This is a genomic window from Brevibacillus fluminis (assembly GCF_052072235.1).
In the GTDB taxonomy this organism is placed as follows: domain Bacteria; phylum Bacillota; class Bacilli; order Brevibacillales; family Brevibacillaceae; genus Brevibacillus_D; species Brevibacillus_D fluminis_A.
In genome coordinates this window covers 3859181-3876520 of the sequence record NZ_CM125436.1, presented here as the reverse complement: position 1 = coordinate 3876520, position 17340 = coordinate 3859181, and the positions used below count along the sequence as shown (strand labels likewise).

At 52.1% G+C, this 17340-nt stretch carries 17 protein-coding genes and 1 tRNA gene; 9 read left to right on the top strand and 9 right to left on the bottom strand.

The annotated features are described in order from the left end of the window. Positions 1-96: 96 nt before the first annotated feature. The 4 genes from ACTID9_RS19270 to ACTID9_RS19255 form a co-directional block, all read right to left on the bottom strand. Positions 97-987: an NAD-dependent epimerase/dehydratase family protein gene (locus ACTID9_RS19270; protein ID WP_441066528.1), complete on the bottom strand. Its 891-nt coding sequence runs from the start codon at positions 985-987 to the stop codon at positions 97-99. Positions 988-1161: 174 nt separating this feature from the next. Then, positions 1162-2400: a site-specific DNA-methyltransferase gene (locus ACTID9_RS19265; protein ID WP_441066527.1), complete on the bottom strand. Its 1239-nt coding sequence runs from the start codon at positions 2398-2400 to the stop codon at positions 1162-1164. Positions 2401-2520: 120 nt separating this feature from the next. Further along, positions 2521-3210, bottom strand: a complete 690-nt coding sequence (locus ACTID9_RS19260) for a YidC/Oxa1 family membrane protein insertase (protein ID WP_441066526.1) — start codon at positions 3208-3210, stop codon at positions 2521-2523. 35 nt (positions 3211-3245) lie between these two features. Continuing rightward, positions 3246-3506: a hypothetical protein gene (locus tag ACTID9_RS19255; protein WP_441066525.1), complete on the bottom strand. Its 261-nt coding sequence runs from the start codon at positions 3504-3506 to the stop codon at positions 3246-3248. 89 nt (positions 3507-3595) lie between these two features. Here ACTID9_RS19255 and ACTID9_RS19250 point away from each other — a divergent pair, with 89 nt between their 5' ends. Together ACTID9_RS19250 and ACTID9_RS19245 are read left to right on the top strand one after the other, a co-directional pair. Further along, entirely contained in the window at positions 3596-3985 is a 390-nt protein-coding gene (locus ACTID9_RS19250) for an alpha/beta fold hydrolase (protein ID WP_441066524.1), read from the top strand. Beyond that, complete coding sequence (locus ACTID9_RS19245; protein ID WP_441066523.1) at positions 3942-4094, top strand: hypothetical protein; 153 nt, start codon at positions 3942-3944, stop codon at positions 4092-4094. Before ACTID9_RS19250 ends, ACTID9_RS19245 begins: the two co-directional genes overlap by 44 nt. A 120-nt stretch (positions 4095-4214) precedes the next feature. On the opposite strand, the gene ACTID9_RS19240 is transcribed toward ACTID9_RS19245, so the two are convergent. Continuing rightward, positions 4215-4290, bottom strand: a tRNA-Val gene (locus ACTID9_RS19240). Between the two features lie 120 nt (positions 4291-4410). Beyond that, positions 4411-4977: a phosphatidylglycerophosphatase A family protein gene (locus ACTID9_RS19235; protein WP_441066522.1), complete on the bottom strand. Its 567-nt coding sequence runs from the start codon at positions 4975-4977 to the stop codon at positions 4411-4413. A gap of 460 nt (positions 4978-5437) precedes the next feature. Between ACTID9_RS19235 and ACTID9_RS19230 the strand changes: the two genes are divergently transcribed. The 3 genes from ACTID9_RS19230 (at position 5438) to ACTID9_RS19220 (ending at position 10688) form a co-directional block, all read left to right on the top strand. Beyond that, a complete protein-coding gene (locus ACTID9_RS19230) occupies positions 5438-7741 on the top strand; it encodes an Ig-like domain-containing protein (protein ID WP_441072656.1) in 2304 nt (767 codons plus the stop codon). A 489-nt stretch (positions 7742-8230) separates the two neighbouring features. Beyond that, the gene (locus ACTID9_RS19225) at positions 8231-9970 is read left to right on the top strand and encodes a methyl-accepting chemotaxis protein (protein ID WP_441066521.1); all 1740 of its coding nucleotides are present in this window, start codon (positions 8231-8233) and stop codon (positions 9968-9970) included. Positions 9971-10097: 127 nt separating this feature from the next. Then, positions 10098-10688, top strand: coding sequence for an SET domain-containing protein (locus tag ACTID9_RS19220; protein WP_441066520.1), 591 nt, complete (start codon positions 10098-10100; stop codon positions 10686-10688). A 317-nt stretch (positions 10689-11005) separates the two neighbouring features. Here the strand turns inward: ACTID9_RS19220 and ACTID9_RS19215 are convergent, their stop codons facing one another. Continuing rightward, positions 11006-11344, bottom strand: coding sequence for a YmaF family protein (locus ACTID9_RS19215; RefSeq protein WP_441066519.1), 339 nt, complete (start codon positions 11342-11344; stop codon positions 11006-11008). Between the two features lie 216 nt (positions 11345-11560). Between ACTID9_RS19215 and ACTID9_RS19210 the strand changes: the two genes are divergently transcribed. Then, on the top strand, positions 11561-11875 hold the full coding sequence (locus tag ACTID9_RS19210; RefSeq protein WP_441072654.1) for a YbjQ family protein: 315 nt from the start codon (positions 11561-11563) through the stop codon (positions 11873-11875). Positions 11876-11979: 104 nt separating this feature from the next. On the opposite strand, the gene ACTID9_RS19205 is transcribed toward ACTID9_RS19210, so the two are convergent. Continuing rightward, the gene (locus ACTID9_RS19205; RefSeq protein WP_441066518.1) at positions 11980-12948 is read right to left on the bottom strand and encodes a carbohydrate kinase family protein; all 969 of its coding nucleotides are present in this window, start codon (positions 12946-12948) and stop codon (positions 11980-11982) included. Between the two features lie 132 nt (positions 12949-13080). Beyond that, complete coding sequence (locus ACTID9_RS19200; protein WP_441066517.1) at positions 13081-13497, bottom strand: YjdF family protein; 417 nt, start codon at positions 13495-13497, stop codon at positions 13081-13083. A gap of 294 nt (positions 13498-13791) precedes the next feature. Here ACTID9_RS19200 and ACTID9_RS19195 point away from each other — a divergent pair, with 294 nt between their 5' ends. Genes ACTID9_RS19195 through ACTID9_RS19185 form a run of 3 tightly spaced genes read left to right on the top strand, consistent with a single transcriptional unit; the run spans position 13792 to position 17296 of the window. After that, positions 13792-15147, top strand: coding sequence for a VCBS repeat-containing protein (locus ACTID9_RS19195; protein ID WP_441066516.1), 1356 nt, complete (start codon positions 13792-13794; stop codon positions 15145-15147). A gap of 33 nt (positions 15148-15180) precedes the next feature. Beyond that, positions 15181-15897, top strand: a complete 717-nt coding sequence (locus tag ACTID9_RS19190) for a response regulator transcription factor (RefSeq protein WP_441072653.1) — start codon at positions 15181-15183, stop codon at positions 15895-15897. Further along, positions 15881-17296, top strand: coding sequence for an ATP-binding protein (locus ACTID9_RS19185; RefSeq protein WP_441066515.1), 1416 nt, complete (start codon positions 15881-15883; stop codon positions 17294-17296). The genes ACTID9_RS19190 and ACTID9_RS19185 overlap by 17 nt, the downstream gene beginning before the upstream one ends. Positions 17297-17340: the final 44 nt, after the last annotated feature.

Below are 17340 nucleotides of genomic sequence, written 5' to 3'. Positions count from 1 at the left end.
CGTTTTAACTCGTACGAAGGTACTGCAAATATGGGACTGCATGCGCTCGAATGCATCGTCTTATTTTTACATACAGCAGCTAGAAAAAAACCGCTCCTAGACAGCATCCTTGGCATACGTACGGATCAGAGAGTCGAGCATCTGATCGAATTCGCCGAAGGCAAAACCGACGCTGCGGGCTTTCGCCGTATCCAATGACCATGACCATGGGAAGGCATAGGGAGATTGATGTTCGGGCTCGGCTTTTTCGACGATGAGCGGTTCTTTGCCCACGATGTGACCGATCCGCTCAAGCAGCTCCCGATGGCTGATGTCGCCTGTGTACCCTGCATTGATCGGTCCGACAAACGATTGGGTTCCCAGCCAAAACAAAAAGCGGCTCGCGTCCTCGGAAGAAATGAAACCGATTCGGGTATCGGGATGAGAGATGCCGATCGGCTGCTCACGGACGACATGCTCGACATGGAAACGCAGCCGGTTGGTGTAATCGTCAGGCCCGATTACCAGCGGGAAACGGACGGCGACGACAGGGAAGGGCGCTTTTTGGAACAAAACCGCTTCCGCCGAACGCTTCGCTTCGGTATAGCCTGCGATGCCCGGATATTCGCGGCGCTTTCCGGATGAATAGGCATAGGTAAAGGGGGAGAAATCCTCCTCTTTTTGCGCTGTGCCGCCATCATAGACGGCCATGGTTGACGTGAATATATACCGTTTTGTATTGCCGGAAAAAAGATAGCACGCATCCAATGCTTCTTGCGGCGAGTAGCAGGTCTGATCGTAGATGACATCCCAGCTTTTGCCCTCGACGGCCGTCTCCATCGATTCCGCATCTTCTCGGTCAAGGACCAGCCGCCGGATTCGGTCGCCGAAAGGATCAGCGGTTTTTCCACGCGTCCCGATGGTCACCTCAACGCCCGCATCGAGCAGCAGCTGAACCAAACGTTTGCCAAAAAATTGTGTACCTCCCAAAACAAGAGCAGATCTCATCGTCGAATCGTCTCCTTTAAATTATGTATCTATTAAAAATATTTTATTAAATAAAAAATGTTCTATCAAGGATATTTATGCAAAATAAAAAAGATAGACAGTGAAAAACCTTCTGCCAGGCGGCGGAAGGTTTTATATCCACCCAAAAGCTTGGTGTGGCTGGGAAAGGCGATGTCAGCTTGTTTCCTGCACCACATGATACGAAAAGCCGCCGCCGCCTGTCCAAGCCACTTCCTTCGTGATTCCCCCGTGGTCCTCACCGTCGATCACTTTTTTCATTCGCGGCCAAATGTGCGTATGACAATGCTCGCCGCGCTCAATCATGACCCAGTTGCGCCTCATTTTGTGTGCCACGGCTCCTGTCGTACCCGATCCGGCGAAGGCATCAAGCACATAATCGCCTTCCTTTGTCGCAATCTCCAAAATCCGCTTGATCAGCTTTTCCGGTTTGGGGGTGGCAAACGGATTTGCCGCATTCAGCTTTTTGACTTCCTGGCGCGCATTGCGGTTTTCGCCGACCTCGGAATAATGCCACACCGAGCGCGGCACGACGCCTTTCTCCTCGATTTCTGTCAGGAAACGTTTGATGCAGGGCTTGTTGTTGCCGCTCTTACCAAACGTGATCCGGCGATCCGCCACCAGTTCCCGAAACCGTTCCTCCGTGTACACCCAGGCACGCCCAGCGGCAGGCCGAACCTGTCTGCCTGACGGGGTCGTGATCGGATACAGCGCGCTTTCACTGATGGTCTTCACCGTCATATCTCCTGGAAACCAGGGGCCGCGTCCATAAAAGACTCCCTGGGCATCAACGCCGTCAAATTCGTCGCTGTGCTTGTAGATTTTGTTTTGCTCCTGTGTGCGCGGCAGCTTGTTGGGACGCCAGAGCGTTTTGTCCTTGGCATAGACCAAAATATGGTCGTGCGTATCGGAAATCCATCTCGCATCATTGGACGGCGACGATTTCTTGATCCACACAATATTGCTGACGAAATTGTGCCGGCCGAAAATCTCATCGCACACGACCTTCAGATAATGGGACTCATCATCATCGATGGAGATCCAGAGCGTCCCGTCTTCCTTCAGCAGTCGGTGAAACAAATGAAGCCGCTCTTTCATGAACGAAAGCCAGCTGCCGTGGTCAAGCCCGTCGTCGTATTGGTCGAAAACTTGTCCGGTATTATAGGGGGGATCGATATAAATGCATGTGAAACGTTCCGCATACTGCTTCATAAGAGACTGCAAGGCAAGCAAGTTCTCGCCGAAAATCAGATGGTTGTCACAGGATGCCATGCGATGTTCCGAATGGGGAGAATGATAGGAGCGAGAAGCGTCGGCAGTCAGTCTGGGAAATGTCGCAGCGTGTTCGGAGCGTTTGCCAGGCCAGATCAATTCCAAGCGCGTCAAAGGGTCCATAGCTCACCTCTTGTATGGAAGTTGTTACCATTTTAGTATATCGGATTTTTGTATGGAAAAATATAGAAAAAAGAAAAGCTCCCTTACAGGCGCAAGGGAGCTTTCGCAAATGCTATGCGGTTATTCCGAACGAACGAGCAGCTGCGGCTTTCCGCGGAGCAGCAGTTTTTTGCCTATGCTTGTGCGGTAGAAACCGCGTTCCAACAGGCCAAACAGGGACCCTGTCGTCCAATACAGCCCGAGCGCAACGGGAGCTTTCCAAAGAATCATGATAAACACCACAACCATGATCATGGACATGCCGATTCGCTGCCCAAGCGGGGCTTGCGTAATCAGTTCGCTGGTGAGCGGGATCATGCTGGTGATGAAGGTGAGCCCTGCGGCGAGCGTGGGTAAAATATGCCAAGCGTCGTTTTGGGCAAATGTGACGACCCATGGGATCAAGGAAGACGACATGGCCGCACCGTGGGACAAAAACAAGCCATACATGGCTACGAAAATCGGCATTTGCAGAAAAGACGTGGCAATGGTGGACAGCGGCTTGATGCCTGCCGTTTTATAAAGCGTCATCGTTTCCTGCATCAGCCTGGCCTGGTCTTCCTTATGCTCCTCCCGCAGTTGCTTGAGCTTGGGTTGAACCAGGGATTGCAGCACCTGCTGGCGTGCGTTGCGCAAATTAAGTGGAAAAAGCAAGCTGCGTACCAGCAAGGTCAGCAAAATGATGGCGATCCCCCAATCTTGCGCAAACGAGAAAATGGCGCTCAAAAGGGAAGCGAGCAGAGTTACGATCGGTTGAACGAATGCTTGCATATGGTAGTGTCCTCCTTGTATGAAAAAAGTCGAGCTTATGTCATACAAAAGAGGGAGCGTTCTTCATCGGTGGATCGGCTTGCCTTTTGCAACGGAATCTTGCGCCTGACCCGAAGCAGCTTCGGACTGGATGTGAACCGGATCAGCGGAATGGTCGGCATGCGCTCGTGAACCGGGTAAACCCAGCAAGCGGCCAGGCGATTCGGCACTTCGTGTGCGCAAAACAGATGTGCGACCAAATAGCCGGAAAGCCCGAGTGCAAGCAGCAAGAGGGACATGTCCAAAGGAAATTCCACGTCCGTCGCCTCCTGTGTGAAGTCTAGTTATCTACCTGTAACGATACCACAAAAAGAGTAGATACTGAAATATATGTAGCGAAAGGGTGATGATGTCTCTTATTTGCAACCGATCACCGGGCAGTCAAACTGGCCTGATTGAGAAAATTTTACTTATTTTTCTTTCATTTTATGGTATGGTTGTACTACTAGTTACATATTACCAGTTGTTTATAAAAGGTGGTCCACCAGTCATGTATGTAGTAAAAGATGGGATCAAAATCCATTTTAAATATAGTGAAAGCATAAAAGTGACGGGAAACGGAGGGACTATCGTCCTAATCCATGGGATGGGGATGGATATGTCCAGTTGGGATGATTTGACCCCGTTTTTGGTCTATCATTACAACGTTTTGCGATTCGATCTGCGCGGACATAAAGCTGGAGGACGAACTCGTGTCGCTTGCCCAGTGGGGGATGGACATTTGCCAGCGAAATAACGACTATAAACGGGTGCTGCAGTTCATCGATGCTTCCTTGAAGCTGCGGCCCTATGATGATGTGCTCGAATCGAAGCAGAAGCGGATGCAAAAGCGATTGGATTTGTAGATAGACAGAAAAAAACAAGCCGCTGGTTGGAAGACGGCTTGTTTTTTTCTCGCTGTGTATGGGAGACAGACAAATAAAAAAACCTCAGGTCATCGACCGAAGGCTTCATCATTGTTGTTATGGTGATCCGGACTGGGTTCGAACCAGCGACCCCCACCCTGTCAAGATGGTGCTCTCCCAACTGAGCTACCGGATCATCTCTTACAAGTATTACTATATACGATTTTGCGAGAGAAATCAAGAGGGAAATGCCAAACTTTTTCACTTCAAGCGAAAAAGTTTGGCATTTTTAATAGAGAATGATTTGGCCATCGGATTATCCGGCTTGCTCATCGGGATTTTCAAGAGTCTGTTGAGCTTGTGCCTTGGCGTCCATTTCCGCTTCCTGCTCATCGCGGAGGCGGTGTGCCATGCGACTCGACGCATTCGCTGCCACGCTTGCCACCAAGTCGTCGAGGAATGTATGGACACGGCCGGATGCTTTGTTGTCCAGCTTGCGGATGATGCCGATTTTTTGCTTGTCCAGATGACCGAATGTCGTTACGGCGATGCTGCCATAGCCAAAAACCGAACCGATGGCAAGCGTTTCGTCGCATCCGAACAGCCCTTCATCCGAGGCGATAATCGATTGCAGCGGTTCGGACAGCAACCCTTTTTCCGCCAATATATCAAGTTCAACGCCAACCAGGATGGCATGTTGGATTTCCCTTTTCTCCAAAACGGCATGGACGCTGGCAATGCACGGTTCCATTGTCAGCTGGGGATGGTAAGGCGACTGCATCAAAAAGACGATTTCGGCAATATCCTGTACGGTTACCCCACGCTCGGCCAACCGCTCCAATGCAGCTTTTCGGACTTCTCTGCTGTGCACCTGTTTGCTCATCGTATATGACAACCCCTTCCACCAAGAGTGCAGTCGTGCTTCTATATAGTATCACACCACTTAAGAATTGCGACAACTTTTTGACGAATTCAGACGTGGGTGAGGGAGGAGAAGGGGCGGGATATATTCGGGGCGTTGCTGTGGAGATCGGCTCTGTCTTGCCAACCGGGATTGCTTAGATAAGCGCTTCCTTATGCGGTTTGTGAAGGCTTTTGTTGAATCGATCTTCCTGGTTCGTAACAGCTTGAAAATCGTATACCTCTTTTTAGGTAGTCCATCTTTCCTGACGGTGTGCGGGTGAATGTACGCTCTATATAAAAAGTAGTAGGAAAATTGTAATGATCCTGTAATGGTCGTTTTGCTAGAATGATCCGAGATGACTGACAAACTACGACAACGTTGTGTTACTTTGCAATGTCGAGTCGAACTATACAAGCTAGGATGTGAATCGATTTTGGTTATGAAAGGTAAAGGCGCAAAAAAGATTTTCACAGTATTGCTCTCTTCAAGCATGCTGCTCTCGGTAACACCACAAGCATTCGCAAATCCGGCTGGTGCACTTTCCCAGACCGTTTCGTATAAGGCACAAGCGGCAGCTGTCACAATCAAAACCATTGATGCAGGCAACGGCACGATTGCCGTCGGATTGTCTGCGCTTCCGACAAAAGCTCCGAATTTGGAAGACTTCAAATTCACCCGCCAAATCAACGGCAAGTCCGCTTCCGCTTTGAAAGCGACGGACATGGTTTGGGATGCGAAAACGAAAACCGCATTCTTTACTTTTAAAGCGATCAGCGCGACATCCGCGAAGCAAACCGTCATCGTGCACGCCGAATACCAAGGCTCGAAACTGAGCGCGAAGCCGTTCACCATCGCAGCAAAAGGAGCGGACGTGGACAAGCTGGAGATCAGCGCGAATGCAGCAGATTCCATTTTGATTCTCGGCTCCAAAACCGATGCTGAATTGACGCTCACCGCTGTTGCCAAAGATGAAGACGGAAACGTTGTTACCGGCAAGCGCGTGAAATGGGAAACCGCTGACAAAGCCATCGCAAGCGTGGACCGCTCGGGTGTGGTAACAGCGGTAGCAGAAGGCTCCACCACCATTACGGCAACCTATGGCGATGTCAAAGCAACGTTCAAAGTGACGGTAAAAGCGGATGTGCCTGGTGTTTCTTCCGTGACTGCTACCAATGGCTCCATCACAGCCGTGTTCAAACCAGCTCCGAAAGAAGAGCCAAAGCTGAAAGATTTCACGCTGACCCGCCAGATCAATGGCAAAAAAGCAACGACGCTGCGCGCGACCGGCTTCACCTGGAATAAAGAATCCAAAACAGCTGTGTTCACGTTCAAAGAGATCGCGGCGACGAAAGAAAAACAAGAGGTTGTCATCGGCGTAACGTATGAGAAGGAACAAGTTTTTGCCGATGCGTTCACCATCGCGAAAAAAGATGCGGAAGTCAAAGAGATCGAGCTGATCAACCTGTCGGCGGACGCTGAATTGGCTGTGAATTCTTCGGATGATGCAGAGCTGAAATTGTCCGCAGTGGCAAAAGACGAAGAAGGCAACCAAATCGCAGGCAAAAAAGTAACCTGGAAATCGGATGACAGCAAAGTCGTGACCGTCGATCAGGATGGCTCGGTGAAAGCGGTCGGTGCAGGGAAAGCGAAAATCACTGCGACGATCGATAAGGTGAGTGCGAGCATCGACGTAACGGTTGTTGCGGCAAAACCGGAGATTTCCCTCAGTACGTCTACATTGAGCGAATCGGCTGCGAACGATGGTAGCGTGGCAGGCACGCAGGTTGTGACGCTGGTGAATGGGAAGTTTGCGAGTGATATTTCCGCGGCTGATGTGACCGTGAGCAACTTGCCGGCTGGATTGGGTGTAAGCGTTGCTCGTATTAGTGATACGCAGCTGAGTATTTCGTTTACCGGTCGTGCGGTGAAGCATGAAGCGGCGAATAGCGTGAGCGGTTTGTCTGTGACGGTGGCGAAAGGCAAGGTTGAGGGTGCCAAGGAGAATTTGACTGCGGGTAGTTTTGGGATTGTGTTTAAGGATGCGGTTGTTGTGCCGCCGGTGAATCCGCCTGCTGATATCACAGCCCCAGTTTTCTTAGCTACATACCCGAAAGTAGGAGCGGTGCAAACTGCAGGTAGTAAAAAAGCAGAAGTTTTAGTGAAAGTAAACGAGGTAGGAACGGCGTACTATGTGGTTGTTGCTAATGGGGCCGCAGCACCAAGCGCTGCCCAAGTCGTTGCTGGAAAAGATAATACAGGGGCAGCAGCACTGTATGCGGGCAATACAGCTGTTGCAGCCAATACGGAAAAGAGCTTTATCACGGGTTCTTTGGGAGCAGACGCAACTGATTTTGATGTTTACGTCGTTGTCAAAGATGCAGCGGGTAACACCACAGCCGCAACGAAGGTGGATGTGACTACGCCTGGAGCAGCAGACAGCCTGATTACAGAAGTAACCTACACAGCCACACCAGGTTTGCAGGAAGGGAACCCAAATGTAGCCCCAGGAGCAACGGTAGGAACTTTGGGAGCAACAGGTGGAGATGGAACAATCACTTATGCTTTGGCAACAGGTGATGGCACAAACGATGCGGACAACGATAAGTTTGTCATCGCAGGAGCTAGTGTAAAAGTAGCGACGGGAGTAACTCTCACAGCTGGTACGTACAAAGCCTATGTAGAAGCGACTGACGCAGATGGCGACAAAGACCAGGTAGCTATTACTGTAACAGTAGCACCATAATGTAGTTTTACTAAAAATAACCGTTATGAGGAACAACTCATAACGGTTATTTTTACAAGAGAAGATCATTGTAAAGGATATGGAATTTAAACTGTGTAAACCATTAAAAGCTAACCTTCATAATAGCCTATCAGATCGAGGAGGTTCACTTCACGTTGACGTCCGTAATTACTAAGTAGTTCATTTTTAGTGGGGTTCTAGCGAAGGGGAATTTCTTTTTCCATTGGTCCCTCTAAAATTATTTTTGTCGTGTACTAACATGTCTTAGTAAATGCCTAAATCAATGGAGGACAATGTTTTTTAAAATTCCCACCCCTTGACTTCCTCCCCCCAAACCCCACAAAATAAAACCAACACCCTTCACCCAATAAACCTTTCACCCACCACAAAACCATGTTTACACCCCTAAAAAACCGGGAACCTAATCCCCAACCAACAAAAACAGAGAAAAACCGTGAAAAAACCAAACCAAGGGAGCCAATTCAACAAATGCAAACGCAAAAATCAAAATCTTCTCTCTCCATCAAAATCATCACCACCACCGCCATCCTATTTCTGGTCGCTTTTCTCATCAACGAAATCCTCTCTTACTGGCTCAACAGAGGAGCCATCGAGGATACCATCGGCAGCTACGGCTCACAGCTTGTCAGCAATGTAGCAAAGGGTGTCGACGCAGACGCCTACCAGCAGTTCCTGCAATCGCGCGCCCAGGACGACAACTATTGGAAAGTGCGTGACCAGCTCAACACCTACCGAGAAAAAATCGGCGCCAAATACATATACACAGTCGGGCTGACCAGCGACCACAAAGTCGAAATCCTGATCGACGGAGCGGCGAAAAACGATGAAACCGCGTCACCGATCGGGGAGATTTCCGATGCTACGCCCGATTCCGTGATCGCACCGGTATTCAATGGCGAGCTGACCCATGGGGGCATTGTGCACAGCGAAAAATACGGCGACCTGATCAGCTCCTATGCGCCGATTACGGACAAGTCCGGCAAAGTCATCGGTGTCATCGGAATTGATATGGAGGCAAGCTTTGCCAACACGCTGATCGATAAAAGCATCAACTACTTCTTGTTGAACAATACGCTCTTGATGGTCATCGTCTTCCTGCTGATCCTGACGATCTTGTTCCTCTTGATCCGCAAAAGCTTGAAGCCGCTTGCCGTTATGAAAGAATATGTCACCCAGATCGCGGATGGGGATTTGACGCTTGATGATCTGCAAATCAAGTCGCGCGATGAGATCGGGGCGCTTGCCGCGGCGGTCGACCAGATGAAAAACAATTTGAAGCTGCTGATCGGGATGGCGCGGGGACTGTCGTTTGGCATTCAGGGCACAACCGACGAGCTGACAGGGTCCATCGCGAAAAGCAAAGCAGCGTCAGATCATATCGCCGCGTCCATCAAAGAGGTGGCGAGCGGCGTGGTTGTGCAGCAGCATGGCGTGGAGGACAGCGCCAAAGCGACGGAGGATCTGTCGATCGGGATTCAGCGCATCGCGGAGTCTGCCTACACGGCGCTTGAATCTGCGATCGAATCGGGTCAAGCATCGGCGAGCGGAGGCGAGGCGATGGAGAAGGTTACCAACCAGATGTCGACGATTGAGTCGGCGTTTGGGGCGTCTTTCCAATTGGTACAGCAGCTTGGTGCGCGTTCGACGGAGATCGGGCTGATCGTGGAGACGATTACGGCCATCGCGAACCAGACGAATCTGCTGGCGCTCAATGCCGCGATTGAAGCGGCGCGTGCGGGTGAACAAGGGCGCGGGTTTGCTGTCGTGGCGGACGAGGTGCGCAAGCTGGCGGAGCAGTCGCGTGATGCGGCGGTCCAGATTTCCGGGCTGATCGAGTCGATTCAGCTCGACACGCACCAGGCCATCGTGGAAATGGAAAAAGGCAGCAAGGATGTGCAGGCAGGGCTGCAGGTCACCGAGGATGCGAAAGCGGTCTTCTTCACGATCGCGGCGGTGGGCAAACGGGTTGAAGAGCAGATGCAGGAAGTTTCGTCGACTTCCGAGCAAATCTCGGCAAGCTGCGAAGAGATCACGGCGATGGTCCAGCGTATCGCGGATGTCGCCAGAACGTCGTCCGACAGCACGCTTGCCATTACGTCTGCGGCAGAACAGCAGCTGGCAATCGTCAAGCAGGTGACGGACGGCATGGATTCGCTTCGCAGCATGACAAGTGAGCTGGAAGCAACCATCCAGCATTTTAAAGCATAATCCTGCTCGTCCATGAAATCTCCCGTATCCCGGGAGATTTTCTTTTCTTTTGGCCGACTTACCGATTCATGCGCCCTTTTCCATGCTCCCGCATATTCTATCCCAAAAAGCAAGGGAGACGTCAGCCATGATCCACCCGCATACAGAATTGCGCTATATAAATGAAGTGATCGGGTATGGGGTATTCGCGACACAGTTTATTCCAAAAGGAACCATTGTTTGGGCGCTGGATGATCTCGACCAGATTTTGGAGGAAAAAGCCGTCAATGAACTGGACCCGCTGCGCCAGGTCAATGTGAAAAAATATTCGTATCGCAACCAGCATGGCAAATATGTGCTCTGCTGGGATAACGGCAAATTTGTCAACCACAGCTTCAGCCCGACGTGCGCGGCAACCGCGTATGAGATCGAACTTGCATCGCGCGACATTTATCCGGGAGAAGAGCTGACCGACGATTATGGCACGCTGAATCTGGATGAGCCGTTTCACTGCCTGCCGGAAGCCGGAACGAACCGGACGGTCGTGCTGCCTGACGATCTGCTGCGCTACCACCAGCAATGGGACCAGCTGGCGGCTGATGCGTTTCAGTGCTTTCTGCAAGTGAAGCAGCCGCTGTTCCATTTGATCAAGCCCGAATATGTGGAACAGGTGCTTGCCGTGGCACATGGAAAAATGGCCCCTGAAACGATCTTGTCCACGTATCATGTGCGCGCCTGACAGACCGCATACGTCGAGAGCGGTGCTCCTTTCGCAGGAAATGATCCGCACCTCGTCCATGCGCGAACGAAACAACTCCGTGCATCACCACGCCATGCTTGTATAGGCAGCAAGCTGGTGAAGAAGGCGATGGCATGGAACAAAGCACATTTTCGGCCAGCATTCTGCCTGAGGTTAAAGAAACGCAAGAACAAGGCTCCGCATCAATGGAAGAGGCGGAGCCTTTTGCGTGCAGCCCCGGCTGCGCGGTCAATCGGTGCGCAGCCGGGGTTTTCAACGAACGTCGTGAATACTCATTCGCTTGTTTCAACCGGCACCTACGTATTTCGTCCCGTTTGTCCACGGTAGGGATGGCTATGGCAATCGGTGTAAGAGGTTTGGCCGACGATTTCGTGCGTATGGCCGCCATTCGCGAGTGGAATGGGCGGGCCGGTCCATCCGCGAAAAGGATGCTCGTGTCCATCCTCATAGGAGGAAACCCCCGAGTAATAATGGACATGCTGATCGCCTTCGTCGCCCTCCGTCGATGTGGTTGTGCCCCGCACAAGATGCCTGTGCCCTGCGGAAATCGAGGTCGGTAGCGCGAATGGATGAGCGTGGAGCAACGTCTTTTTTTCAATGGCAGTGGCAACAGGATGGTCGTAATCCTGTAACACAAAAACCCCCTCCTTCTGCTGTACTCACAGTACATGCGGAAAAGGGCATTTTGGCTCTAGGCATCTATCACGTTTTTTAGGCGAGTGCCTCATTGCGGCTGGGGAGGGCGGAAAGCAATTTCGCCAAACGAATATATTTTTCTGTAACTTTTTGCACGTGGGCCCGTAAGACATAATAGTAAGGCAAGAGCCACTGAATCCGGGAGGGAATGCATGATGTTAGTTACAACGACCAATTCGGTTGAAGGAAAAGAAATCAAGGAATATTTGGGAATCGTGAGCGGCGAGGTGATCCTTGGGGCCAACGTTGTTCGCGATTTCCTGGCAGGCATCACAGATATTATCGGCGGACGCAGCGGTGCGTATGAAAGCAAGCTGCAGGAAGGCAGAGAGCTTGCGCTGAAGGAAATGACGGATCGCGCGCGCCAGCTTGGCGCAAACGGCATCGTCGGGGTGGATCTCGATTTCGAAACGCTGCGAGAAGGCATGATGATGGTGATCGCTACGGGCACGGCCGTGCGCATCGGCTAAACAGCCAAGCAATCAACCCGAACACGGGATAGCATAGAAAAAAACACGATCCGCTTACGGGCAGATCGTGTTTTTCATTAGATTGGATATGACCGTTTTGGTGTTTAGTTTTGTGCTGTGGATGCAGACAAAATCGACATCACGATTTCATCAGCCTCCATGCGGTGATGCAGATCCGGGCAGGTGGTATCGGATTGGGAAATCGTCCAGCCCGCGACTTTTGTTCCGCAGATGGCCGCTTCTTTCAAATCAGCACCGCGCACCAAAGCGGCTACAGCACCGGAGAAGAACGCGTCGCCGGCACCGCTCGTATCGACGACTTGCACCGGGAATACGTGCTGGTGACCCGTCTCATTCGTTTCCGCATGGTAATAGACGGAGCCTTGCTCGCCAAGCGTTACGATCATCGAGCGCAGACCGGCGCTTTTGACGTATTCTGCGAGCAGACGTTTTTGCTCATCCGGCGCTTGCGTGGAAAACGGCTGCTTCATCAGCATGTCTGCCTCATAGTTGTTGCAGATGAAGCAGGACAGCCCTTGCAAAAGCTCGGGATGCTGCATGATCGTGTCCAGGTTGCCCGGAATGCCATAGACCGGTTTGCCGGCAGCATGCGCGAGGGTCAAAATCCGCTTGGCGATCGTCTCGTTCAGATCCAATTCGAGCGCGATGTGGGAAGACTGGGCGACGATGGCTTCCCCATGCTGAGCGACGATCTGTTCGAAGACGCCGAGTTCCGGCATTTGCGAGATCGACCCCGCCAGTTCGCCGCGTTCGTCCAGGATCGCCATCCACATCCCCATGCCGCGGGCAGGGGCAGCCTGCATGAAGTCGGTGTGGATGTTCAGGTCGTTCAAACGATCGATGACCTCTGTCCCCATGCCCGTCGCGTCGACGGAAGAGACAAAGGAAGTGGAAATGGACAGGCGTGCCAAATTTTCGGCGATATTGCGACCGACTCCACCGTGTACAAACTGGATGGAGCCCAAGTTTCTTGTTGTAGCGTGATAGGTTTGGAAAGGAAAGCCTTTACAATCGACAAAAACCGTACCGATCACCGTTACCAGGTGGCTCATGTTCAATGGTCAACTCCTACATAGAAAATCATCCTTTCTAGTATAGGAACAGTCTTGGCGTTTGTCCATGACCGGATTGGAAATAAAAATCGGGCTGCCAACAAGATCCATGTTGACAGCCCGATTTTCCACTTATTTACCACGGTGCTTTTGCTTGGCTTTTTGACGGGCGATCTCTCGCTTATAGGCGAGCTGTTCCTCCTTACGCTCACGGGAAGTCGTCTTGCGCTCTTTCTTGCGCTGCAAAAGCTCAAGCTTGATCGCTTCCTGCGCGAATGTGGAGATGCCGCGCTGCTGCAGTTCGCGGTTCGCTTCACGGGCCATGCGCTTCGGATTGAGCCTGCGCTCTGCCATCGGCTTGGTGTCGACAAGCTGCGTCGCTTGCGCCATCAACGGCAGCATCGCATGATTGACGAAGAAAAGCACCTCCGCGTCTTTCGGCTCCGGCCCGAATATGTGTCGCCGCGCTTTGAGCTTGTTGTTCTCATGCTCTTCAACGACGCCCACCCATAAGGAACAAGCTGCGTCAAAAAAAACGGTTAACTTCATGGTAAACCCCCTCTTGTTTTGCAACAAGAACGATGGACATCCCGAGGGGGGAAGGTTACTGACACCGCAGCCGCAGCAGGCTGGCGATGCATCCGGACTACCAACCGAATCGTGTTTTTTCGCTCTTTCTTGAAACATTATTATAGAAGGTTTGGAACCGGATGGAAAGGCCTGGCGATGCGCACCGCGTTTGTTTTTGTACACAAGAACCGTAACTATTTTGCAACCATTTGCGGGAGGCATCTTGTTACAATGGGGATGAACAGCAAGATGAACGTGAAGGGAAGGGAAATCATGAGGAAAAACCGAGCGGCCTTGGCAATGAGCGTGTTGTGCTGCCTGCTTGCCGGCTGTGGGATGAATGCTTCGCCGGCAGATTTGGTGCGCTCGCCGAAAATGGATGCGGGGCAGCAAGAGGTGAGTCAGGCGCTCTCCATCTTTTTGCCGCCAGGGGCGAAAATGGTTGTGCCGCGTCTGCCTGACAACCAGTCAGCTGTTACCGAGATCGACTTCGACGGCGACGGGCAAAATGAGGTCGTCGTCAACTATAAAGAAGAACGCAATGACTATGAAATCAACACGCTCGTACTCGGCAAAACGGCAAAAGGCTGGGAGAAGCGGGCAGAACTGAAAGGGCTGGCGCAAGATCTGGATTATTTCAGCGCTGTCGATGTCACCGGGGACAAGCGTCCAGAAGTGGTCATCGGGTACAGCGGCGGTGATAATCTGGATCGTGAGCTTGACGTCTACGCGTATCGCAGCGGCGGCCTGCACCAAATGGGGAAGCAGCCGTACAAGGCGATGGACGTCGGGGACTTGACCGGTGACGGCACAGCGGAAATCGCGATTCTGGAGCATGATCACGACAAAATGACCGCTTCGGCGGCCTTGTACGACTTTGTGACCGGCAAACCTCATAAATTGGATGAACTGCCAACCGAGGGCGCCATCAATGGCTATAATCAGGCACGGATCGGTCCTGCCGCTCCGGGGCGGAACGGTTTGTTCGTCGATGCAGGAATCGGCGCCCATTCCGAGTATACCGCGCTGATCATGTGGCAAAATGGCAAGCTGCAAAACGTCTTGAAAAGAGATGACAACGATACAGCGCTTACCTTCAAAACGTATCCGTTGGCATCAGCGGATGCAAATGGCGACGGGATCATCGAAATCGGCTTGCAGACCGAGCCTGCGGGTTCCGAGCAACTGGCCATCGTCGAAATCCCTTTTATCGAAAGCTGGTACCAATGGGACGGGAAAAACGGTCTCAAGCTGGTTGGGGAAAGCTACTCCGATTACGGGGCGGGCTTTACGTTCACAATCCCGGATCGTTGGCGCGGAAAGTTCACGCTGCAGCGCGAGCAAGGGGTCGACAATGGCTCTGTGGTGTTTTTGTATCTGCCTGAATTCCCGCAGAAAAAAGTCCAGCTCATGCGTCTGCTGGAATGCAAGCGCAGCGAATGGGCGAATGTGGAGCAGGAGTTGAAGAAACAGGGCGCTGTCTACGGCATCCTCAGCCAAAATAAAACGAAGCTGGTCGTCGGAGTTCAGCCAGCCGATGAGCCTGCGCCGCGCAGCGCGCATCGAGAGGAGTATCAGCAGATGCGATTGACGCTTCCCCAAATCAAGCAATATTTCCGCACGTTCTAATGGAGGCCAAGGAGGATAAAGCGCCCGATGACAGTGAAAGTGTTATTGCTCGAAGATGAACAATCAATCCGCGATTTCGTGCGGATCAATATGAAGCGCCAAGGCTATGACGTAGTCGAAGCGGCAAGCGGTGAGGAAGCGCTCAGCGCGGCGGACCTGCATCCCGACCTCGACATCGCGATTCTCGACGTGATGCTGCCTGGAATCAGCGGGTTTGAAGTATGCCAACAGCTGCGCAACCGATACCCGCGGCTTGGGATCATCATGCTGACGGCGAAAGGCCAGGAAGCGGACAAAATCGCGGGCCTCGAGTACGGTGCAGACGATTATGTCGTCAAGCCGTTCAGTCCGGCTGAACTGGTGGCACGGGTCAAATCGCTCTATCGCCGGATGCATGCCGATGCGCCGAAGGCGGAGGCCAAAGACGATGCGGTGCTGCGCTCCCATCCATTCACGCTGCGGCTGGACGAACGCAAGCTGTACAAAAACGGCGTCGAGGTCGACCTGACGCCTAAAGAGCTGGAGATTCTCAAGCTCTTGATGGAAAATGGCGACAAGGCGGTAAGTCGCGATGACATTTTGAGCAGCGTCTGGGGGAAATTTTATGTCGGCGATTTGAAGATCGTCGATGTGAACATACGCCGGATTCGGCAAAAAATCGAGGAGGACGCGTCGCATCCGGTTTATTTGGAAACGGTTTGGGGCTATGGCTATCTGTGGAGAAAGGGACATCATGATGAAAGGACTTAAACGACGTGTAGCGGCAGGCTTTTGCCTGATCATCTTGCTGGTAGTCGCCGTGATGGAAGGGCTGTTTCTATTCACCGTCCGCCAGTATTATTTGGGCAGCGCCATTGAGGCGCTGCGGACGCGTGCCACGACTTCAGCAGATTTTTACAATAAATATTTGCCGGGCTACACGCTGCACGATCGTTCCAAATATGTGCTTGAGAACATTTCCAAAAACGAGTTTGCCAAAGTGGAGATCGTTGACCCGCAAAAACGGGTGGTGCTGGACTCCTACGGATTCGCAGCGGACGGGCTGATCGAAACATCCGATGTCGATCACGCGCTGCGCGGCGAAACGGGCGTCTGGGTTGGTACCAGCAGCAGGACGGGGGAGCGGATCATCGCGGTGTCCAACGCTTTGGAGAACGATCAGGGCAACATCGTCGGGGTACTGCGCTACACCGTTTCCGCGGAAGGCTTGTACAGCGTCATCAACCGGATTACCTGGATTGCGATCGGCGTCGGGCTGTTGGTGATCGCGGGTTCGATCGTGCTCAGCCTGTTGCTGGCCCAGCGCATCATCAACCCGATTTCCGAGCTGACGCAAGTCGTCAAGCAGATTGCCACAGGCAATTTTTCGTACCGTGCGAAAAAACGTTATGACGATGAAGTCGGCCTGCTCGCCGACTCGTTCAACTTCATGGCAGAGGAGCTGGGGAAAAACGAAAAGCTCAAAAACGATTTCATTTCCTCCATCTCCCATGAGCTGCGCACGCCGCTCACCTCCATTAAAGGCTGGGGGGAGACGGTTTTGTCGGGAAATCTCGAAGACAAGGAAGAGACGGTGCTCGGGCTTGAGGTCATTTCACGCGAAACGGATCGGCTGATCGGCCTGGTGGAAGAACTGCTCGATTTCTCCAAATACCAGTCAGGCGAGATGAAAATGAACCGCTGCCAGATCGACCTGCGGCATTTGATCGTTGACCTTGAACAGCAATTCGGCCATCACGCCAATCCGAAGGAAATCAGCTTTGCGTTTGCCTGCGAGCCTTCCCCATGCATGATTGTCGGCGACGCGAACCGTCTGAAACAGCTGTTCGTCAATCTGCTCGACAATGCGTACAAGTTCACGCCCCCGAACGGCAAAATCGAGCTTCGTGCCGCATGCACAGGCAAAGAGGCGATCGTCACGGTTCGCGACAACGGGGAAGGCATTGAACCGGACGACCTCAACCGTGTGATGGACAAATTTTACAAAGGGAAGAGCAAAAAATCCGGGAGCGGCCTCGGCCTTTCCATTTGTAAAGAAATTGTAAGGCTGCATGAAGGAACAATCTCCATCGAAAGCGTTCCGCAAGAAGGGACAATCGTAACAGTGGCGCTACCTTTGGCGATACAGCGCCACTCTGGCCAAACCTGAAAATCGTGCCAGCAGACGTAAAAACTAGCAAAAAGTTTCACTTT